Raw genomic sequence first — 19,793 nt, 5'->3', positions numbered from 1 at the left:
AGCCCATCGAAGGAGGGCTCATGACCGCCCAACCCGCCCGCCTGTCCCTGACGATCGCGATGGTGGCCGCCCTGGCGCTGACGGCCTGCGGGCAGCGCCCCTCGCAGACGCGGGCGGGCGAGACGGCCGCGCCGCTCGTCATCGGCGTCTCGCTCCCGCTGACCGGCGACTTCGCGCAGCCGGGCAGCGAGGCCAAGCGCGGTTACGAGATCTGGCGCGACATGGTCAACCCCGCGGGCGGCGTCCTGGGCAGGCAGGTCGAGCTGAAGATCGTGGACGACGCGAGCAACCAGGACACGGTGGTCGCCGACTACACCAAGCTGATCACGCAGGACAAGGTGGACCTGGTGCTGGGCACGTTCTCCTCGCTGCTCAACTACCCGGCCTCGGCGGTGGCGGAGAAGAACCGGATGGTGTTCGTGGAGCCGGCGGGCGGCGCGCCCGACATGTTCACGCGCGGCTTCCAGTACCTGTTCTTCGCCCAGCCCGCCACCGCGCCCCGCCAGGCGGACGTGTTCGTCAACTGGGTGAAGTCGCTGCCGGAGGGCGAGCGCCCGAAGACGGCGGCCTACCCCAGCCAGGACGACCCGTTCGCGCTGCCCGTCATCGAGTCGATGCGGCAGCAGTTGGAGGCGCTCGGCGTGAAGACCGTCTACAACGAGGTCTACCCCGCCGACACCACCAACTTCCAGAGCGTCGCCAGCACGCTGGCCAGCAAGAAGCCCGACCTGGTCGCGCAGGGCGCGGTCTTCGAGGACGGCGTGGGCCTGGTGCGCTCGCTCAAGCAGCTCGGCTTCTCGCCGGAGATGTTGTTCCAGACGTCCGCGCCGAGCAACTCCAGCCAGTACAGCGAGGGCGTCGGCGAGGCGAACACCGAGGGCGTGTTCTACACGGTGAGCTGGAACGAGAAGGCGGACACGCCGCTGAACGCCGAGTTCGTGGCCGCGTACAGGAAGGCCTACGACGCGCCGCCCGCCGAGGACGCGGCCGACGCGTTCGCCGCCGCGCAGGTGCTGCAGGCCGCCGTGCAGGCGGTCGGCGTCGTCGACCAGGACAAGATCAAGGACTGGCTGCACGCGAACACCGTGCAGACCCTGCTCGGCCCGCTGAGCTGGAAGGACAACGGCGAGCCCGAGGGCAGCTTCCTGCTGGCCCAGTGGCAGGGCGGCAAGGTCGAGGTGGTCGGGCCGCCCGAGCTGGCGACCACGAAGACCGTGGTGAACCCCAAGCCCGGCTGGGAGTGAGGCGATGGCGCACTTCGTGCAGGCGGTCGCGCTGGGGCTGCTGATCGGCGGGGTCTACGCGCTCATGGCGTCCGGGCTGACGCTGATCTTCGGGGTGATGCGGATCATCAACGTGGCGCAGGGCGCGTTCCTGGTGCTGGTCGCGATGGTGACGTGGTGGTTGTGGAACAGGACGGGGATCGACCCGATCGTGGCGTCCGTGGTGACCACGCCGATGATGTTCGGGTTCGGGTGGCTGGCGTACCGGCTGCTCGTCTCGCGGATCCGGGGGGCGTCGCCGTCCATGTCGGTGCTGCTGACGTTCGGGCTGGCGCTGGTCATCGAGGGGGTGCTGAACCTCACGGCGGGCAACAAGTTCAAGTCGGCCGGGCCGTCGTACTTCGAGGAGTCGTTCAGGGCCGGCTCGATCTCGCTGCCGAAGGCGCAGGTGTTCGGGTTCGTGGCGGCGGTGGCGGTGCTGGCGGTGCTGCACGTCGTGCTGAACAGGACCTGGACGGGACGGGCGATCAGGGCGGCCACGCAGAACCCGTCGGGCGCCGCGCTGGTCGGGGTGGGCGCGGCGGGCACGGCGGCGCTGGCGTTCGCGATCGGCAGCGCGACGGCCGGGGTCGGCGGGTCCATCCTGTCGGTGCTGTATCCGTTCTTCCCCGCCTCCCACTACGAGTGGATCTCGCGGCTGCTCGGCATCGTGGTGCTCGGCGGCCTGGGCAGCCTGCCCGGCGCGGTGGTCGGGGCGATCGTCCTCGGGCTGGCGGAGACGCTGACCGCGACGTACGGCTCGCTCGGCTGGTCCACGCTCGTCTTCTACCTGGTGATCATGGCGGTGCTGCTGGTCAGGCCCCAAGGATTGTTCGGGGCGCGGCTGAGGGAGGACGCCGCGTGAAGGCCCATGCCGTCGCGGCGGCGTGCCTGGTCGTGCTGCTGGTCTATCCCGTGGTCAACCCGTGGCAGCCGTACCCGCAGGCGGTGCTGCTGCTCGGGTTCCTGCTGGCGATCCAGGCGTCGAGCTGGAACATCATCTCCGGGTACGCCGGTTACATCTCGCTCGGGCACAGCATGTTCCTCGGGCTCGGGTCGTACACGGTGGGCATCCTCGCGCTGCGCTGGGGGGTGAACCCGCTGTGGGTGGCGCCGCTCGGCGGCGTGGTGGCGACGGTGGTCGCGGTGCTCATCGGCTCGGTCGTGCTGCGCACCCGGGGCCACGCGTTCGTCATCATCACGATCGCGATGCTGCTCGCCGCGCAGATCATGGCGGTCAACCTCAGAGGGCTGACGCGCGGCTCCGACGGGATCACGCTGGAGCTGCCGTTCTGGCACCGCGACTTCCAGAACATCCCCTTCTACTACGCCTTCCTCCTGCTGCTGGTGCTCACGGTGCTGTTCAGCGCGTGGCTGCGGCGCACCAAGCTCGGCACGGGGCTGGTCGCGATCCGGCAGGACGAGGGCAAGGCCGCCTCCATCGGCGTCAACACCACCCGCTTCAAGATCGTCGCGTACGCGGCCAGCGCGTTCTTCATCGGCGTGGGCGGTGGCGTCTACGCCTACTACCTCACCTTCATCAACCCCGTCGGCTCCTTCGCCATCCTCGGCAGCGTCACGATCGTGCTGGCCGCGCTGGCCGGCGGGCGCGGCACGCTGTACGGGCCGGTCGTCGGCGCCTTCCTGGTCAACCTGGTCAGCGAGGCGGCCACCGTCTACGCGGGCGGCGTGCAGTCGCGGGTGCTGCTGTTCGGCGGGGCGCTGGTGCTGGTCGTGCTGTTCCTGCCGAACGGGCTGCTGCCGACGGCGGGGGAGTGGTGGCGGCGCAGGCATCCGGCACCGGTCGAGTACATCGAGCAGCCGGTCGTGTCCTCCGTGCGCGATCGGCTGCCCGAGAGACCCGCGAAGGGCGAGGTGCTGCTGTCGCTGCGCGGCGTCTCCAAGCGGTTCGGCGGGCTGGTCGCCGTGGAGGACGTCTCGCTCGACGTGCGGCAGGGCACGATCACGGCGCTGATCGGCCCCAACGGCTCCGGCAAGACCACCCTGTTCAACCTGATCACCGGCGGGCTGCCGGCCGACTCGGGCGAGATCCGCCTGGACGGGCGGCGCATCGACGGGCTGCGGCCCTGGCGGCGCTGCCATCTCGGGCTGGGCCGGTCGTACCAGGTGACCAGGCTGTTCCCCGACCTGACCATTCAGGAGAACGTGGTCGCCCCGCTCGCCGACTCCCGCTGGCGGACCATGCTGTCCGACGCCGTGCACGGCCACGAGGCCGAACGCGCCCGCGAGCTGCTCGACCTGGTCGGGCTCGGCCGCTTCGCCGCCCAGCCGGCGGGCGCGCTGTCGTACGGGCAGCAGAAGCTCGTCGAGCTGGCCCAGGTGCTGATGCTCGAACCCCGCCTGATCCTGCTCGACGAGCCGGCGGGCGGCGTGAACCCCGGCCTGCTCGGCCGCATCACCGAGGTGATCCGCGAGCTGAACGCGGCCGGCGTCACGTTCCTCGTCGTCGAGCACAACATTCCGCTCGTGCTCGACCTGTGCGACCCGGTCGCGGTGCTCGCGGGCGGCCGGGTGATCGCGGAAGGGACACCGGAGCGGATCAGGGAGGACCCGGCGGTGCTGGAGGCGTACCTGGGGGCCGGTTGGACGCCGGCGGTGAGATAGATGCTGCAGCTCAAGGCGGTGGTGGCGGGCTACGGCGGCGGCAGCGTGCTGCGCGGCGTGGACCTGGAGTGCGCCGAGCGCACGATCACCTGCGTGGTCGGCCCCAACGGCGCGGGCAAGTCCACGGTGCTGCGGGCGATCAGCGGCCTGATCGTCCCGACCGAGGGCGAGATCCGGCTGGACGGCGAGCCCATCGGCGGGCGCGCCCCCGACGAGATCCTGCGCAGGGGCGTCGCCCAGGTACCGCAGTCGCACGCGCTGTTCCCCGCCATGTCCGTGCAGGAGAACGTGCTGATGGGCGGCTACCTCATCCGCAAGGACAGGAAACTGCTGCGCGAACGCCTCGACCAGGTCAGGGAACGCATGCCCGTCGTCGCGCAGCGGGCCCGCGAGCACGCCGGCAACCTCAGCGGCGGCCAGCGGCGCATGGTCGAGATCGCCCGCTGTCTCATGCTCGACCCGCGCCTCATCCTGCTCGACGAGCCGTCGCTGGGCCTCGACCCGCGCGGGCTGGCCGGCGTCGCCGAGGTCGTCCAGCGGCTCAGCCAGGCCGGCACCACCGTGCTGCTCGTCGAGCAGAACGTCCGGCTCGGGCTGGGGCTGGCCACGCACGGCGTGGTGATGGAGGGCGGCCGGGTCCGCCTGACCGGCACGGCCGCCGCCGTCCGCGACAACCCCGAGATCGCGTCGCTCTACCTGGGAGGAGGTACACGGTGGACGAGCGAGTCGCCTCCGCCATCGCGCACTGGGGACCCCGGTTCACCGCCAACGGCGTGACCGTCTCCGACCTCGAGCGCATCACCCGCGACCTGGACTCCTGGGACGGCTGGTGCTCCGCCTGGTGGGCCGTCGCCGCCGAGCACGAACGGCTCGGCAGGCAGGCGCTGGCCACCGGGCGGCTGCTGTCGGCCGGCCGGCACCTGGCGCAGGCCGCGCTCTACTTCCACTTCGCCAAGTTCGTCTACACCGCCGACCTCGGCCAGGCCCGCCGCGCCCACCAGCGGGCCGTCACCTGCCTGGACGACGCCCTGCCCCACCTGTCGCCGCCCGGCAGGCGGATCGAGATCGACTTCGAGGGCGGCGCGCTCGTCGGCGTCCTCCGCCTGCCGCCGGGCCCCGGGCCGCATCCCGCCGTGCTCCTGCTGTCCGGGCTGGACTCGGCCAAGGAGGAGCACCGGGTCGTCGAGCAGCTCTTCCTCGAACGCGGGCTGGCCACCTTCACCGTGGACGGGCCGGGGCAGGGCGAGGCCGAGTACGACCTGCCCATCAGGGCCGACTGGTCGGGGCCGGGCAAGGCGCTGCTCGACACGCTGGCCGCCGAACCGCGCGTGGACGCCGCCCGGCTCGGCGTCTGGGGGGTCAGCCTCGGCGGCTACTACGCCCCCAGGGTGGCGGCGGCCGAGGCCGGCCGGGTTCAGGCGTGCGTGGCGCTGGCGGGGCCGTACGACTTCGGCGACTGCTGGGGCTGCCTGCCCGAGCTGACCAGGGAGACCTTCCGCGTACGGTCGGGAGCCCCCACCCAGGAGGAGGCCCGCCGCATCGCCGCCACCCTCACCCTGGAGGACACCGCGCCCGCGATCACCGCGCCACTGCTCGTCGTGTTCGGCCGCAAGGACCGGCTCATCCCCTGGCGGCAGGCCGAACGGCTGGCCGCCGCGACGGGCGGCGACAGCGAGCTGCTGATGCTCGAAGAGGGCAACCACGGCTGCGCCAACCTCACCCCCTGGCACCGTCCCTACACCGCCGACTGGCTGGCCCAGCGGCTCGCGAAAGGCACCCAGCGATGACTCGACACAGGGCCGGCTGGATCGGCACCGGCCGCATGGGCTATGCCATGGCCGAACGGCTGGCGGCGGCCGGGGTGGACCTGGCCGTGTGGAACAGGACCAGGGCCAAGGCGGAGCCGCTGCGCGCGCACGGCATCCAGGTGGTCGGCGACGTCGCCGCCCTGCGCGACCGCGACGTCGTCTTCACCACCGTCGCCGCCTCAGGCGACCTCACGGAGGTCCTGGACGAGCTGTTCGCCGACGGGGCGGGGCCCGGCGTCGTGGTGGACTGCTCCACCGTGTCCGCCGAGGCGTCGGCCGCCGCCCGCGCCACCTGCGCCAGGAACGGCAGCGGCTTCCTGGCCGCGCCGGTCAGCGGCAACGCCAAGGCCGTCAAGGCGGGGCTGATCAGCTTCGTCTGCTCGGGGCCGCGCGAGACGTACGAGCGGGTGTCGGAGCTGCTGGCGCACCTGGGCAGGTCGGCCACGTACGCGGGCGAGGGCGAGATCGCCCGCCTGGTGAAGATCGCGCACAACCTGCTGCTCGGCGTCGTCGCCCAGACGCTCGCCGAGGCCACCGTGCTGGCCGAGAAGGGCGGCGTGCCCCGGCACGCCTTCCTGGAGTTCCTGAACGACAGCGTCGTCGGCTCGCCGTTCACCCGCTACAAGTCGCCGGCGTTCGTGCACCTCGACTACACCCCCACCTTCACCCCCGTGCTGCTGCGCAAGGACTTCGACCTGGGCCTGGCCGCCGCCCGCGAGCTGGGCGTGCCCATGCCGGTCACCGCGCTGACCGCGCAGCTCGTGCAGGCCGCCATCGGCACCGGCAGGACCGGCGAGGACTTCGCCATCCTGCTCGACCTCCAGGCCGCCGCCTCCGGGCTGGAGCTCAAGCCCGAGGACGTGCCCGTGGACGACGGGCTCGGCTCATGAACACGCCGCTGCCCGCCCCCGGCCACATGGGCGTCGACTACGAGCAGCGCGTCGACTTCGGCCGCCTGCGCGCCCACCGCCTCGACCGGGCCCGCGCCGCGCTGGCCGGCAGCGCGTGCGGCGCGTTCCTGCTGTTCGACTTCTACAACATCAGGTACGTCACCCAGACCTGGATCGGCGGCGCCCTCGGCGACAAGATGACCAGGTACGCCCTGCTCACCCGGGGCGGCTCGCCCAAGCTGTGGGACTTCGGCTCCGCCGCCCGCCACCACCGCCTGCACAGCCCGTGGCTGGACCCGGCCGACTGCCACGCGGGCATGCTGGGCCTGCGCGGCGCCATCGCCCCGACCGCGGGCCTCATGGAGGACGCCGTCCGCCGCATCAAGGGCATCCTCACCGACGCCGGGCTCGACGGCGAGCCCGTCGGCGTGGACCTCGTCGAGCCGCCGTTCCTGTTCGAGATGCAGCGCCAGGGGCTGCGCGTCGTCGACTGCCAGCAGCTCATGCTGGACGCCCGCGTCATCAAGTCCACCGACGAGATCATGCTGCTCACGCAGGCCGCCGCCATGGTGGACGGCGTCTACCAGGACGTCGTCGAGGCGCTCAGACCCGGCATCCGCGAGAACGAGATCGTCGCCCTGGTCAACAAGCGCCTCTACGAGATGGGCTCCGACCAGGTCGAGGCCGTCAACGCGGTGAGCGGCGAACGCTGCAACCCGCACCCGCACAACTTCTCCGACCGCCTGATCAGGCCCGGCGACCAGGCGTTCTTCGACATCATCCACTCCTACAACGGCTACCGGACCTGCTACTACCGCACGTTCGGCGTGGGCAGCGCGACCGCGTCGCAGCGGGAGGCCTACGTCAAGGCCCGCGAGTGGATGGACGCCTCCATCGCGATGATCAAACCCGGGGTGGGCACCGACCAGGTGGCGGCCGTGTGGCCCCGGGCCACCGAGTTCGGGTTCGAGGACGAGATGGCGGCCTTCGGGCTGCAGTTCGGGCACGGCCTGGGGCTGGGGCTGCACGAGCGGCCGATCATCTCGCGGCTCAACAGCATGCGGGAGCCGATCGAGTTGCGGGCCGGGATGGTGTTCGCGCTGGAGACGTACTGTCCGGCCAGCGACGGGTTCTCGGCGGCGCGGATCGAGGAGGAGGTCGTGGTGACGCCGGAGGGGTGCCGGGTGCTGACGCTGTTCCCGGCCAAGGAGCTGATCGTCGCCAGCGCCTACTGAAACGATCACTGGATGGCCTTCAGCACCGCCTCGCGGTCCAGCGGGAGGTCACGGACGCGGACGCCGAGCGTCGCGGCGAGCGCGTTGGCGATGGCCGCCGCCACCGGCCCCTGCGCCGCCTCACCCGCGCCCACCGACGGCGTGCCCGGATGTTCGACCAGCTCCACCACCACCTCCGGCGCCTCGGAGAACCGCAGGATCGGGTAGCTCTCCCAGTCGCCGCTGGTGATCGCCCGCCGGTCGAACCGCACCCGCTCCTTCAGCGTCCAGCTCGTCGCCTGGGTGGCGCCGCCCTCGATCTGGTTGCGCACGCCGTCGGGGTTGACGACCTGGCCGACGTCCACGGCGATCGTCAGGCGGCGCACCCGCACGTCCTGCTCGGCCGCCACCTCCGCCACCGCCGCGCAGTACGCGCCGGTCCCCTTGTACCTGGCGAACCCCAGGCCCAGGCCTGGCGCGCCCCAGCCCGCCGCGTCGGCCGCGCGCTCCACGACCGCCCTGGCGCGGGGGTCGCTCAGGTGGGCCAGCCGGTACGCGAGCGGGTCCATGCCCGCGGCGGACGCCAGCTCGTCCATGAACGACTCGATGGCGAAGACGTTCATGAACGCGCCCAGCGAGCGCAGCGCCGACGACCGGATCGGCGTCTCCAGCACGCGGTGGCCGGTGACCTCCAGCCACGGGAAGTCGTAGCCCGGCACCGCGTTGCGCGCCATGCCCAGGCCCGACTGCGGCGACGGGTCCACGGCCGGCGGGTACGCCCAGGGCCGCTCCAGGTGGGCGCCGGCGAGCAGGCCGGGCACGCCGCCCGCGTAACCGGGGCGGCTGAGGTGGCCCTGGCTCCACACGTCGTGCCGCCAGGAGCGCACCAGCCCCGCCTCGTCCACGGTCGCCGCCACGTCCACCGACATGGCCGAGCCGAACGGGGCCCAGGTCAGCTCGTCCCGCCTGCTCCAGCGCACCTGCACCGGCCTGCCGCCGGCCTCGCGGGCCAGCAGGGCCGCGTCGAGCGCCACGTCGTCGGCGGCGTTGTGGCCGTAGCAGCCCGCGCCCTCGACGTGGTGCACCTCGACCTCCGCCGCCAGCAGCTCGGCGAGGGCTCTGCGCAGGGGGTGGACGCCCTGGGTGTGGCTCCAGACCTCCAGGCTCCCGCCGGAATTCCAGCGGGCGGCGGCGCAGCTCGGGGCGATCGAGGCGTGCGCGATGAACGGCCTGCTGTAGGTGGCCGCGTGCCGCTCTCCGTCGGGTGGAGGGCCGGTGGGGGTGCGCACGGTGATCGTCTCGTGCGGGCCCCGGCGGAGGAAGGTGTGCAGGTCGTGCTCGTCGGGGAGCGTGTCGTGGTCGGCCCACTCGGCGGCGCGGGCGAGGGCGGCCAGCGCCCGGTCGGCTTCGGCCTCCGTCTCGGCCAGGACGCCGACGAACGAGCCGTCGCGTACGACGTGCAGGCCCGGGGCAGGGGTGAGGCGGGTCAGGCGGGCGGCGGGGGAGGGCGGGCGCAGGACCCGGCCGTAGAGCTGGCCGGGTAGGCGCAGGTCGTGGATGAAGCGGGGGCGGCCCGCGACCTTGTCGGGAAGGTCCAGCCGGGGCACGCTCACCCCGACGAACCTCCCCGCCCCAGCACCCCCAGCCTGATCACGTACGCGCTCGCACGTCTCCCGCAGCGCCGCCCCCGCGACGGCCACGGACATGCTGCCCGCCGTGAACCCCTGATCGGGCCCCGCACCGGTAGAGGCGGGAAGCATCCGCACCCGGGACAGCTCGACCCCCAGCGCGTCGGCGGCGATCTGGGCCAGCGCCGTGAGCACCCCCTGCCCCAGCTCCGCCTTCCCGGCCCGCACGAAGACCACGCCGTCGTCCCGCACCGACACCACGCCGTCGTCCGAGACGAACACCATCTCCCGCCTCATCACTCGGCCGCCTTCAGCACCGCGCGCACGACCCGCCGCTGCACCCCGCACCGGCACAGATGCCGATCCAGCGCCGCCACCACCGCCGGCTCATCCGGTCGCGGCTCGCGCGCCAGCAGGGCGGCAGCGCTGACGAGCATCCCCGACAAGCAGTACCCGCACTGCCCCGCCTGCTCCTCCAGCACCGCCCGCTGCACCGCGTGCAGTTCGTCCCCGGGCGCGAGCCCTTCGACCGTCACCACGGCCCGCCCCTCCGCGGCCGACAAAGGCGTGTCGCAGGCGGCGGTCACCACCCCGTCGAGCAGCACGAAGCACGCCCCGCACAACCCGGCCCCGCACCCGAACCGGGTCCCGACCAGCCCCAGCTCGCCGCGCAGCACGTCGAGCAGCGGCGTGCCGGGTTCGGCGGTCACCTCGGCGGCGGCCCCGTTGACGGTCAGCCGGATCACGTGAACACCTCGGGATGCCGGGACAGCTCCATCCGCGTCCGCCGGATGTGCCCGCGCAGGCACCGTTCCGCGTCCTCGACGTCGCGCCGTTCGATGGCGTCGAGCAGCAGCCGGTGCTCGGCGTTGACGACCCACCGCCGCGCCGGCCCCGTCAGCCGCATGAAGGCCCGCCGGTGGTGCTGGGTGGCGTTCCACATCCTGACGACCATGCCGGAGAGCTGCTCGATCGCGCACCCGCTGTACGTCAGCAGGTGGAACTCGCGGTCGAGCGCGAGGAACTCGCCGAGGTCGGTGTTGGCCTCGATCTTGTCCTGGACGGCCGCCAGCCGCCGGTGGTCGCCGGCGGTCAGGTGGGGGATGCTCTCGGCCAGGGCGAGGGGTTCGAGCCGCTCGCGCATCCGGTACATCACCTCCACCTCGTGCATGCCCGGTTTGGGCACCCGCGCGCCCCTGCGCGGATGGTGCTCGGTGAGCCCCTCCGCCGCCAGCATGCGCAGCGCCTCGCGGACCGGCAGCCGGCTGGCGCCGAGCCGCTCGGCCAGCTCCTCCTGCCTGATCCGCTCGCCGGGCGCGATCGCCCCGCTCAGGATGGCCTCCCGCAGGTGGTCGGCCACCCGCTGGCTCTCAGGCGCCCGCACGGTCGAACGCCCCCGGGTACGACACCAGCTCGAACTGCATGCCCCAGGGCGCCAGGAAGTACACCCACCGCTTCCCCGGGACCGGCCCCATGCTGGCCGACGGCTCCCCGAGCACCCGGACGCCCCGGCCGCGCAGGTAGCCGACGGCCGCGTCGAGGTCCTCCACGCACAGCGCCACGTGGTGCCCGCCGACGTCGCTGTTGCGCGGCGGCTCGCGGCGCTGCCCGGGCGCCGCGTACTGGAACACCTCGAACAGCGTCCGCTCGCCGAAGCGGAAGAAGTGCAGCCGCTCCATCACCGCCCGGGGGTGCACGTTGAGCCGCTCCCGCATCCACGCGGTGTCGTCGTGGCGGAACGGGCCGATCGAGTACAGGTACTCGCAGCCGAGCACGTCCACCAGGAACGCCCTGGCCTGTTCCAGGTCCGGCACCGTGAAGCCGATGTGATCAAGGCGGCTCAACCCGGGAAGTCCGCTCATCGACCCTCCTTTGGATCCAAAACAGCCTATGCCCGCCCGTGCAGGCCGCCTAGGGCTGTTTTCTGGATCCATTCCGTGTAACGCTGAGGAATGCCCCAGCATCACAGGCTCGAACCGCCGGCGCCCTGGGTCGAGGTGACCGCCACCGGCGACGACTGGGACGCCGCCGACCCGCACCTGCTGACCACGATGCTCGGCCACCTGCTGCTGATCAGGACGTTCGAGGAGTACGTGCTCGACCTGGCCAGGGCGGGCCTGGTGCACGGCCCGGCGCACTCCAGCATCGGCCAGGAGGGCGGCGCGGCCGGCTCGATCCTGGCGCTGGCCCCCGGCGACACGGTCAACGGCTCCCACCGGGGGCACCACCAGTTCCTGGCCAAGGCGCTGGCGCACGTCGAGCCGAAGGGCCTCGACCCGGCGGGGGAGTTCTCGCCGGAGGTGCGCGAGGTGCTGCTGCGTACGCTCGCCGAGATCTGCGGCCTGGACCGCGGCTTCAGTCACGGCCGCGGCGGCTCCATGCACCTGCGCTGGAAGGAGGCGGGCGCCATCGGCACGAACGCGATCGTGGGCGGCGGCGTGCCGTTCGCGGCGGGGTCGGCGTGGGCGCACCGGCGGGCGGGCACCGGGGCGGTCGCGGTGACGTACTTCGGCGACGGGGCCGCCAACATCGGCTCCACCCTGGAGACGCTGAACCTGGCCGCCGCGTGGAAGCTGCCGCTCTGCTTCTTCGTGGAGAACAACCGCTACGCCGTCTCCACCGGCGTGGCCGAGGCGACCGCCGAGCCGAGGCTGTCGGCGCGCGGGCCTGGGTTCGGCGTACCGAGCTGGAAGGTGGACGGCATGGACCCGCTGGCCGTCTGGCTGGTCATGCGCGAGGCGGTCGCGCACCTGCGTTCCGGCGAGGGCCCTGTCCTCGTCGAGGCGGACGTCTACCGCTACTTCCACCAGAACGGCCCCTTCCCGGGCAGCGCGTTCGGCTACCGCAGCAAGCAGGAGGAGCAGGAGTGGCGGGCGCGCGACCCGATCGAGCGGCTCGCGGGCCACCTCGCCCGCCGCGGCATCCTCGCCCGCGCCGAGGTGGAGGCCGCCACCGTACGGGCGAAGGACCTGATGGCGGACGTCGGCGGCGAGCTGCTCGAACCCCTGCCCGGCGGCACGCCCGGCAGGCGCAGGATCAGGCCCGGCCAGTGGCCCGACCCCGGCTTCGCGCACGTGGGCGTGCGCGGCGACCTCGCGGAGTTCGGCGGCGCGCGGCTGGCCGACCGCGACACGTTCACCGGGGAGCTGACCGAGCGGAAGTTCATCGACGCCGTGTCGGGGGTGATGGCGCGGCGGATGCGCGCCGACCCGTCGATCGTCGTGCTCGGCGAGGACGTGCACCGGCTCAACGGCGGCACCAACGGCGCCACCAGAGGGCTCAAGGAGGCCTTCCCCGACCGCGTGCTCGGCACCCCCATCAGCGAGAACGCGTTCACGGGCCTGGCCGGCGGCATCGCCTCCGACGGGCGCTGCACGCCCGTGGTGGAGCTCATGTACGCCGACTTCATGTGGGTCGCCGCCGACCAGCTCTTCAACCAGATCGCCAAGGCCAGGCACATGTACGGCGGCGGCGACGCCATGCCGCTGGTCCTGCGCAGCAAGGTCGCGATGGGCACCGGCTACGGCTCCCAGCACTCGATGGACCCGGCGGGCCTGTTCGCCACCGCGCCCGGTTGGCGCATCGCCGCGCCGTCCACGCCGTTCGACTACGTCGGCCTGATGAACAGCGCGCTGCGCTGCCGCGACCCGGTCGTGCTGCTGGAGCACGTCGATCTGTACGGCTCCACGGGGGAGTGCCCGGTGGACGACCTGGACTACTGCATCCCCGTCGGGCGGGCCAGGGTGCGGCGGGCGGGCTCGAAGGTGACGGTGCTGACGTACCTGGCGATGACCGCGTACGCGCTGCGCGCCGTCGAGTCGGCGGGGGTGGACGCCGAGGTGATCGACCTGCGCTGGCTGGACCGGGCGAGCTTCGACTGGGAGACGGTCGGGGCGAGCGTGAGGAAGACGAACAACGTGCTGATCGCCGAGCAGGGCCCGATGGGCGCGTCGTACGGCGGGTGGCTGGCGGACGAGATCCAGCGGCGGCTGTTCGACTGGCTGGACGGGCCGGTGCAGCGGGTGACCGGCGGGGAGGCGTCGCCGAGCATCAGCAAGGTGCTGGAGCGGGCGGCCATCGCGCAGGAGGAGGAAGTGGCGGCCAAGCTGGTGGAGATGGCGAGGTGGTGGTGAGCGCCGCCCCGGTCGCGCGGATCCCGGCGAGCCCGCTGGCGCGGCGGCTGGCCAGGGAGGCGGGCCTGCCGCTCGACGGGATCACCGGCACCGGCCCGGACGGCCGCGTGATCCGCCGCGATGTGGAGGCGGCGGTGCGGGACCCGGTAGTGACGCCGTACTTCTCCGTGCGCGGCACCGCCCGCGTCGGCAAGCTGCTCAAACTCCTGCGCCGCCTCGAAGACAGCGGCGTCGCGATGACCGTCCTGCCTGTCGTGCTCAAGGCCGCCGCCCACGCCTCCCGGCAGACACTCGCGGTGACCGTGGACCTCTCCGTCACCCTCCACGGCGGCACCCTGGTGCTCCGCGAGGCGGACCGCCGATCGCTCACCTCGATCGCCGCCGCCCTGGACGCCCCGGACGCGTCCGAGCCGGTGGGCGGCGTCATGACGGTGCTGGCCCTGGACGCCGAGGAGTTCACCGCGCCGGTCGTCCCGCCCCAGCGGGCGGCCCTGGCCGTCGGCGCCGTGCGCAGGGAGCCGGTGGTGGGCGGGGACGGCAGGCTCAAGGCACGTCATGTGATGCGCGTGACGCTGTCGGCCGACCCCCGCGCGATCGACGTCACGGCGGCCACCGCCTGGATGGCGGCGTTCTTGGCGCTGCTCGCCGACCCCGTGCGCGTCCTGGCCTAGCGAAATTCACCCCTTGCTCCGGCGGCACGTGAGGATTACGGTGTTAATCGTTTAACACCGGCCGAGGGCCGACCGATGACAACTTCCCTTCCGCGCTCCATAACCCGAGATCCAGGCACCCGATTACCCTATAAGCCTGTAGGGAATGCTAGGTTATTCGACTAACATGAGACCAACAGCACGACAAGTGGCCGAGCTGGCGAACGTGTCAGTGGCGACCGTCTCCTACGTCCTCAGCGGCAAGGACCGTCCTGTCGCCGCCGAGACCAGGCAGCGGGTGCTCGACGCCGCCAGGCAGCTCGGCTACACCCCCAATCAGGCGGCCAGAAGCCTGCGCAAACGCCGTACCCAGCGCGTCTGCCTGGTGCTCAGCTCGTTCGGCGGGGTCCCCGCCGACGTGCGGCTGGCGACGGACCTGCACGAGATGGCCGACGCGCGCGGCTACTCGGTGGTCACGCTGTCCGTCTACGACGAGGCACGCGCTCAGGCGGCGGTCGAGGTGCTGCGCGGCGGCATCGCCGACGGGGCGCTGATCCACGTCGTCGGCGATCACCTCGCTCACGACCTGCTCGCCGGGCTGGCAGCCACCGGGCTGCCGATGGTGGTGCTGGGCAACGAGAGCGGGCTGAAGGGCTGCGACCTCGTCCGCACGCCGGAGGCCGAGGCGTGCGCCGAGGCCGTCGAGCACCTGCTCCAGACGGGGCGGCGGCGCATCGCCTACATGGCGCACCGGTTCGAGGTCTACCGCGACAAGCCCATGGGGCGGCTGCTCGGCTACACCACCGCCCTGGATCGGCACGGCGTCAAGGAGCGCATCGTCACCGGGGGAGCGGACGACCGCGTGGCCGCGTACCAGACGGCGACCGAGCTGCTCAGCTCACCCGACAGGCCCGACGCGATCTTCGCCGCGTCCGACCGGGCGGCGATCAGCGCCATCTGGGCCGCCAGGGACCTCGGGCTGAGCGTGCCTGGCGACGTCGCCGTCGTCGGCGTCGGCAACATCGACGAGGGTCTCATCAGCAATCCCCAGCTCAGCACCGTCGGTCCGCTCCGCCACGACTACACCGACGTCGTACGCCTGCTCTTCGACCGCCTCCAGGCCGAGGAGCCGCCACCCGCCCGCGAGATCGTCCGTTCGTGGACCTTCGTGCGGCGGGGTTCGTCCTAGAAGGGAAATCTCGACATGCCCTCCCACCCCTCACGCCGTGACCTGCTCCGCCTCGCCGGGGCCGCCGCCGCCATCCCCGTCCTGTCGTCCTGCGCGGGAGCGCCCGCCACGCAGAGCGCCGCGCCGGGCACCTTCACGGTCTACTGGAACGCGGGCCACGACTACCAGGCCTACCGCAAGGTGATCGCCGAGTTCGAGCAGGCCAACAAGGTCAAGGTCAACCTGCAGAAGTACCAGTGGCCCGACCTGCGCACCAGGCTGCTGGCCGACTTCGCCTCCGGCACCGTGCCCGACCTGGTGGAGGAGCCCGGCGGGTGGGTGCAGGAGTTCGCCGTGTCCGGCAACGCCCGCTCGCTGCAGGACTTCGTCGACCGCGACGGCCAGGCCATGGGCTTCCCGTCCGACTGGCAGCCGGTGACGGTCGAGCGCAACTCCTACCAGGGCAAGGTCTACGGGGTGCAGCTCCACCTGACCTGCAACACGCTGCTCTACAACCAGGCCATGCTCCGCGAGGCGGGCGTCGAGGTGCCGACGACCTGGGAGGAGTTCCTCGACGCGGCCAGGAAGCTGACCAAGGACGGCGTGTACGGCGTCGCGCTCAACCAGGACTACACCTACCTGTGGCCGTGGATGGTGCAGGCCGGCGTCACCCCCTACGACCTGGAGACCAAGGCGATCATGGAGCCGCGCGCCGACGCGGTCGCCGCCCTGCAGTTCCAGGCCGACCTCGTGCACAAGCACAAGGTGGCCCCGGTGCCCGTGGCGGGCACCGACTACTCCGGCCCGCAGAAGCTGTTCTCCGCCAAGCGCGCCGCGATGATCCTCACCGGCCCGTGGGACCTCGACCCCATCAGGAAGACCAGCCCCGACCTCGAGCTGGGCGTCGCGCCGCCGCTGAAGAACAAGACGGCGGCCACCCAGGCGGCGGGCGTCAGCATGTTCGTGCCCGCCAAGGCCACCAGGCCCGAGCTGTCGTGGGACTTCATCAAGCGCATCACCGCCCTCCAGGTCGAGCAGGCCGCCACCAAGGAGACCGGCATGCTCATGCCGCGCAAGTCCTGGGTGGACCTGCCCGAGGTGCAGTCCGACGCCGCCACCAAGGTCTTCGCCGACGCGCTGCCCACGGCCAGGGACTCCTCCCAGGAGGTGCGCCTGACCGGCCAGCTCGGCAAGTGGGAGGAGCAGCTCAAGGTCATGTACCAGCAGGTGCTCATCCAGAACAAGCCGGCGGCCGAGGCGCTCGACAGCTTCGTCAAGACCGCGGAGGGCTTCCTGAAGTGAGGCCGCGCACGTTGTACGGCCGCTACGCCAGGACCGCCTACCTGTTCCTGCTCCCGGCGATCCTGTTCTTCGCGGCGTTCTTCTACCTGCCCATCGGCAACGTGGTGGCCACCAGCTTCCGCACCGGGCCGATGGCCGACCAGTGGACCGGCCTGGGCAACTACGCCCAGGCCGTGACGGACCCCGCCGTGCGGCACTCGTTCCTGGTGACGGCGATCTTCTCGGTGCTCGTGGTGCTCGGCTCGATCGTGCTCGGGCTGGCGCTGGCCCTGGCCATCGACCAGCCGCTCAAGGGGCGGGTGGTGTTCCGGGTGGTGCTGCTGGTGCCGTACCTGACCTCCGTCGCCATCGTCGGCCTGCTGTGGCGCAACATCCTCGACCCCGAGCTGGGCGTGCTGAACCGGGCGCTGATGGCGATCGGGCTGCCCACCCAGCAGTGGCTCAACACCGCGCCGCTGCTCACGATCGCCGCCGTCACGCTCTGGCAGAGCGTCGGCTACACGATGGTGCTGTTCCTGGCCGGGCTGCAGGGCATCCCCGAGACCTACCACGAGGCCGCCAAGATCGACGGGGCGGACGCCTGGCGCCGCTTCTGGCGGATCACGCTGCCGCTGCTCGCGCCCACCACGCTGTTCGTGTCGGTGATGGCGGTCATCTCGGGGCTGCAGGCGTTCGGGCAGGCGTACATCATCACCGGCGGCGGCCCGGGCGACGCCACCGACCTGTCCGTCTTCCACATCTTCAACGTCGCCTTCCGCACCAGGGACTTCGGCTACTCCTCGGCCCAGTCGGTGCTGCTGCTCATCGTGATCGTGCTGTTCACGCTGGTCCAGCTCAGGGCCGGGCGGCGCTCGGAGGTCACGTACTGATGCGCAAGTGGCTGCTCTACACCCTGCTCGGGCTCGCCTCGCTGATCACGGTCGTGCCGCTGCTCTACATGCTGTCGCTGTCGCTGCAGACGGAGGCCGAGACCCTGGCGGCCGACGCCGTGCTGGTGCCCGCGTCGCCGCAGTGGGGCAACTACGCCGAGCTGTTCACCCGGGCGCCGTTCGGCAACTTCATCGTCAACAGCCTGATCGTGGCCGGCGCGATCACGCTGGCGCACCTGGTGTTCGACCCGCTCGTCGGGTACGTCTTCGCCAAGTTCCGCTTCCCGCTGCGCAACACGCTGTTCGTGGCGCTGCTCGCCACGCTGATGGTGCCGTTCTTCGTGCGGATGATCCCGCTGTACGTGCTGATGTCCAACCTGGGATGGCTGGACACCTACCAGGGGCTGATCACGCCGTTCCTGATGGACGCGTTCGGCATCTTCCTGATGCGGCAGTTCATCCAGCCCATCCCCGACGACCTGATCAACGCCGCCCGCATCGACGGCGCCTCCGAGCTGCGCGTCTACCGCAGCGTCATCCTGCCGCAGACGCGGCCGGCGCTGGCCGTGCTCGGGCTGTTCACGTTCGTCTTCCAGTGGAACGAGTTCCTCTGGCCGCTGGTCGCCACGTCCACGCCCGAGATGCGCACCATCCCGGTCGGGCTCACCCTGTTCAACCAGGAGTACTTCACGCTGTGGCACCTCACGGCCGCCGGCTCGGTGATCCTCTTCGTGCCCACCGCCGTCCTGTTCGTCCTCACCCAGAGATACTTCGTCAGGGGCATCGCCCTGACCGGTCTCAAATAAGGAGTCTGCAGTTTTGCGCCCGAACGTGATCGTCGTCTTCACCGACCAGCAGCGGTGGGACACCGTCGGCCCCCTCACCCCGAACCTCGACGCCATGGCCAGGCGCGGCACGCAGGCCACGGTCGCGCTCACCCCGCAGCCGGTGTGCGCCCCCGCCCGCGCGGCGCTCCAGACGGGCCGCTACCCGACCACGACCGGCGTCTACCGCAACGGCCGCGTGCTGCCCCCCGAGGAGCGCACGCTGGCCCACCACTTCGGCGCGGCCGGCTACGCCACCGGCTACATCGGCAAGTGGCACCTGGCCGGCACCGAGCCGGTGCCCGAGGACCGGCGCGGCGGCTACCAGTCGTGGCTGGCGGCCAACGCGCTGGAGCACACCTCCGACGCCTACCGCACCATCGTCTACGACGAGGCGAACGAGCCCGTCCTGCTGCCCGGCTACCGCTCCGACGCGCTCATGGACGCGGCCGTCCGTTTCGTCGCCGACCACGCCGACGAGCCGTTCTACCTGTTCCTGTCGCTCCTGGAGCCGCACCACCAGAACGAGGTGGACAACTACCCGGCCCCCGACGGCTACGAGGAGCGCTACCAGGGCCGCTGGATGCCGCCGGACCTCGCCGCCCTCGGCGGCACCGCCCACCAGCACCTGGGCGGCTACCTCGGCCAGGTCAAACGCCTCGACGAAGGCCTCGGCCGGCTGCTCGACGCGCTGCGCAGCATGGACCTGCTGGACGACACGATCGTCGCCTACACCTCCGACCACGGCAACCACTTCAAGACGCGCAACGGCGAGTACAAGCGCTCCTGCCACGACGCGTCCCTGCGCGTGCCGCTCGCGCTGCGCGGCCCCGGCTTCGACGGCGGCGGCGCCATCTCCCGGCCGGTCAGCACCCTCGACCTGCCGCCCACGCTGCTGGAGGCCGCCGGCTTGCCGGTGCCCTCCGACATGCAGGGGCGCTCGTTCCTGCCGCTGGTGCGCGACCCGCGTGGCGCCTCCTGGCCCGAGGAGGTGTTCTTCCAGGTGAGCGAGTCGGAAGTGGGGCGCGGCATCCGTACGTCGCGGTGGAAGTACTACGCGGTCGCCGAGGGCGCGCACCCCTGGGACGACGCGTCCGCGCCGTCGTATCGGGAGCAGGCGCTGTACGACCTGGAGAACGACCCGTACGAGCTGGTCAACCTGGCGGGGTACGCCTCGCACGCCGGGGTGGCGGCCGGGCTGCGGGAACGGCTGGTGCGGCGGATCGCCGAGGCCGAGGGGGCCGCGCCGGTGGTCGAGCCGGCGGTGGTGCGGGAGGGGCGTGAGCAGGCCATGCCCGACCCTGAGGTCCGCCTGCGCGGCCCCAAGCCCGTCCGCTACGGCCACCAGCCCCGCCCCACCTCCTGATCGACCCGCCCGGCCGCCGGTCGCGCGCCGCCCCCGGGGGCGCCTCCGCACCAT

General features: G+C 72.1%; 18 protein-coding genes. 14 read left to right on the top strand and 4 right to left on the bottom strand.

The annotated features are described in order from the left end of the window. Positions 1-20 precede the first annotated feature (20 nt). The 7 genes from ABD331_RS04590 to ABD331_RS04560 are packed head-to-tail and all read left to right on the top strand — an operon-like array spanning position 21 to position 7,820. On the top strand, positions 21-1,244 hold the full coding sequence (locus ABD331_RS04590; protein WP_344470974.1) for an amino acid ABC transporter substrate-binding protein: 1,224 nt from the start codon (positions 21-23) through the stop codon (positions 1,242-1,244). 4 nt (positions 1,245-1,248) lie between these two features. Beyond that, entirely contained in the window at positions 1,249-2,127 is an 879-nt protein-coding gene (locus ABD331_RS04585) for a branched-chain amino acid ABC transporter permease (RefSeq protein WP_344470973.1), read from the top strand. Continuing rightward, positions 2,124-3,887 carry a branched-chain amino acid ABC transporter ATP-binding protein/permease gene (locus ABD331_RS04580; protein ID WP_344470972.1) on the top strand — a complete coding sequence of 588 codons (1,764 nt, stop codon included), beginning with the start codon at positions 2,124-2,126 and terminating at the stop codon, positions 3,885-3,887. Before ABD331_RS04585 ends, ABD331_RS04580 begins: the two co-directional genes overlap by 4 nt. Further along, on the top strand, positions 3,888-4,664 hold the full coding sequence (locus tag ABD331_RS04575; RefSeq protein WP_344470971.1) for an ABC transporter ATP-binding protein: 777 nt from the start codon (positions 3,888-3,890) through the stop codon (positions 4,662-4,664). Next, positions 4,601-5,674, top strand: a complete 1,074-nt coding sequence (locus ABD331_RS04570; protein ID WP_344470970.1) for an alpha/beta hydrolase family protein — start codon at positions 4,601-4,603, stop codon at positions 5,672-5,674. Before ABD331_RS04575 ends, ABD331_RS04570 begins: the two co-directional genes overlap by 64 nt. Continuing rightward, positions 5,671-6,585 (top strand): NAD(P)-dependent oxidoreductase, encoded by a 915-nt coding sequence (locus ABD331_RS04565; RefSeq protein ID WP_344470969.1) that lies wholly within the window; start codon positions 5,671-5,673, stop codon positions 6,583-6,585. Before ABD331_RS04570 ends, ABD331_RS04565 begins: the two co-directional genes overlap by 4 nt. Further along, on the top strand, positions 6,582-7,820 hold the full coding sequence (locus ABD331_RS04560; protein ID WP_344470968.1) for a M24 family metallopeptidase: 1,239 nt from the start codon (positions 6,582-6,584) through the stop codon (positions 7,818-7,820). Before ABD331_RS04565 ends, ABD331_RS04560 begins: the two co-directional genes overlap by 4 nt. 5 nt (positions 7,821-7,825) lie before the next feature. Here the strand turns inward: ABD331_RS04560 and ABD331_RS04555 are convergent, their stop codons facing one another. The 4 genes from ABD331_RS04555 to ABD331_RS04540 are packed head-to-tail and all read right to left on the bottom strand — an operon-like array spanning position 7,826 to position 11,289. Continuing rightward, positions 7,826-9,724: a molybdopterin cofactor-binding domain-containing protein gene (locus tag ABD331_RS04555; RefSeq protein ID WP_344470967.1), complete on the bottom strand. Its 1,899-nt coding sequence runs from the start codon at positions 9,722-9,724 to the stop codon at positions 7,826-7,828. After that, the gene (locus tag ABD331_RS04550) at positions 9,724-10,173 is read right to left on the bottom strand and encodes a (2Fe-2S)-binding protein (protein ID WP_344470966.1); all 450 of its coding nucleotides are present in this window, start codon (positions 10,171-10,173) and stop codon (positions 9,724-9,726) included. Before ABD331_RS04550 ends, ABD331_RS04555 begins: the two co-directional genes overlap by 1 nt. Further along, on the bottom strand, positions 10,170-10,811 hold the full coding sequence (locus tag ABD331_RS04545; RefSeq protein WP_344470965.1) for a GntR family transcriptional regulator: 642 nt from the start codon (positions 10,809-10,811) through the stop codon (positions 10,170-10,172). Before ABD331_RS04545 ends, ABD331_RS04550 begins: the two co-directional genes overlap by 4 nt. Then, complete coding sequence (locus tag ABD331_RS04540) at positions 10,798-11,289, bottom strand: VOC family protein (protein WP_344470964.1); 492 nt, start codon at positions 11,287-11,289, stop codon at positions 10,798-10,800. The genes ABD331_RS04545 and ABD331_RS04540 overlap by 14 nt, the downstream gene beginning before the upstream one ends. A gap of 90 nt (positions 11,290-11,379) precedes the next feature. Here ABD331_RS04540 and ABD331_RS04535 point away from each other — a divergent pair, with 90 nt between their 5' ends. From ABD331_RS04535 to ABD331_RS04505, 7 genes are all read left to right on the top strand, one after another. Continuing rightward, positions 11,380-13,560 carry an alpha-ketoacid dehydrogenase subunit alpha/beta gene (locus ABD331_RS04535; RefSeq protein WP_344470963.1) on the top strand — a complete coding sequence of 727 codons (2,181 nt, stop codon included), beginning with the start codon at positions 11,380-11,382 and terminating at the stop codon, positions 13,558-13,560. Further along, the gene (locus tag ABD331_RS04530) at positions 13,557-14,231 is read left to right on the top strand and encodes a 2-oxo acid dehydrogenase subunit E2 (RefSeq protein ID WP_344470962.1); all 675 of its coding nucleotides are present in this window, start codon (positions 13,557-13,559) and stop codon (positions 14,229-14,231) included. The genes ABD331_RS04535 and ABD331_RS04530 overlap by 4 nt, the downstream gene beginning before the upstream one ends. Before the next feature lie 145 nt (positions 14,232-14,376). Then, a complete protein-coding gene (locus ABD331_RS04525) occupies positions 14,377-15,399 on the top strand; it encodes a LacI family DNA-binding transcriptional regulator (protein ID WP_344470961.1) in 1,023 nt (340 codons plus the stop codon). 15 nt (positions 15,400-15,414) lie between these two features. Next, complete coding sequence (locus tag ABD331_RS04520; RefSeq protein WP_344470960.1) at positions 15,415-16,680, top strand: ABC transporter substrate-binding protein; 1,266 nt, start codon at positions 15,415-15,417, stop codon at positions 16,678-16,680. Then, positions 16,677-17,549, top strand: a complete 873-nt coding sequence (locus ABD331_RS04515; protein ID WP_344470959.1) for a carbohydrate ABC transporter permease — start codon at positions 16,677-16,679, stop codon at positions 17,547-17,549. The genes ABD331_RS04520 and ABD331_RS04515 overlap by 4 nt, the downstream gene beginning before the upstream one ends. Next, complete coding sequence (locus ABD331_RS04510; RefSeq protein WP_344470958.1) at positions 17,549-18,355, top strand: carbohydrate ABC transporter permease; 807 nt, start codon at positions 17,549-17,551, stop codon at positions 18,353-18,355. Before ABD331_RS04515 ends, ABD331_RS04510 begins: the two co-directional genes overlap by 1 nt. 13 nt (positions 18,356-18,368) lie before the next feature. Continuing rightward, entirely contained in the window at positions 18,369-19,739 is a 1,371-nt protein-coding gene (locus ABD331_RS04505) for a sulfatase family protein (protein WP_344470957.1), read from the top strand. Positions 19,740-19,793 lie beyond the last annotated feature (54 nt).

Source organism: Nonomuraea monospora (assembly GCF_039531895.1).
GTDB classification, from domain to species: Bacteria; Actinomycetota; Actinomycetes; order Streptosporangiales; family Streptosporangiaceae; genus Nonomuraea; species Nonomuraea monospora.
Note: the sequence above shows the minus strand (reverse complement) of the source record. Positions and strands in the feature narration are given on the sequence as shown.

Coding starts and splice junctions, on each gene's coding strand:
- ABD331_RS04590 (WP_344470974.1), top strand. CDS start 21: ATGACCGCCCAACCCGCCCGCCTGTCCCTGACGATCGCGATGGTGGCC.
- ABD331_RS04585 (WP_344470973.1), top strand. CDS start 1,249: ATGGCGCACTTCGTGCAGGCGGTCGCGCTGGGGCTGCTGATCGGCGGG.
- ABD331_RS04575 (WP_344470971.1), top strand. CDS start 3,888: ATGCTGCAGCTCAAGGCGGTGGTGGCGGGCTACGGCGGCGGCAGCGTG.
- ABD331_RS04565 (WP_344470969.1), top strand. CDS start 5,671: ATGACTCGACACAGGGCCGGCTGGATCGGCACCGGCCGCATGGGCTAT.
- ABD331_RS04560 (WP_344470968.1), top strand. CDS start 6,582: ATGAACACGCCGCTGCCCGCCCCCGGCCACATGGGCGTCGACTACGAG.
- ABD331_RS04555 (WP_344470967.1), bottom strand. CDS start 9,724: ATGAGGCGGGAGATGGTGTTCGTCTCGGACGACGGCGTGGTGTCGGTG.
- ABD331_RS04540 (WP_344470964.1), bottom strand. CDS start 11,289: ATGAGCGGACTTCCCGGGTTGAGCCGCCTTGATCACATCGGCTTCACG.
- ABD331_RS04535 (WP_344470963.1), top strand. CDS start 11,380: ATGCCCCAGCATCACAGGCTCGAACCGCCGGCGCCCTGGGTCGAGGTG.
- ABD331_RS04525 (WP_344470961.1), top strand. CDS start 14,377: ATGCTAGGTTATTCGACTAACATGAGACCAACAGCACGACAAGTGGCC.
- ABD331_RS04520 (WP_344470960.1), top strand. CDS start 15,415: ATGCCCTCCCACCCCTCACGCCGTGACCTGCTCCGCCTCGCCGGGGCC.
- ABD331_RS04510 (WP_344470958.1), top strand. CDS start 17,549: ATGCGCAAGTGGCTGCTCTACACCCTGCTCGGGCTCGCCTCGCTGATC.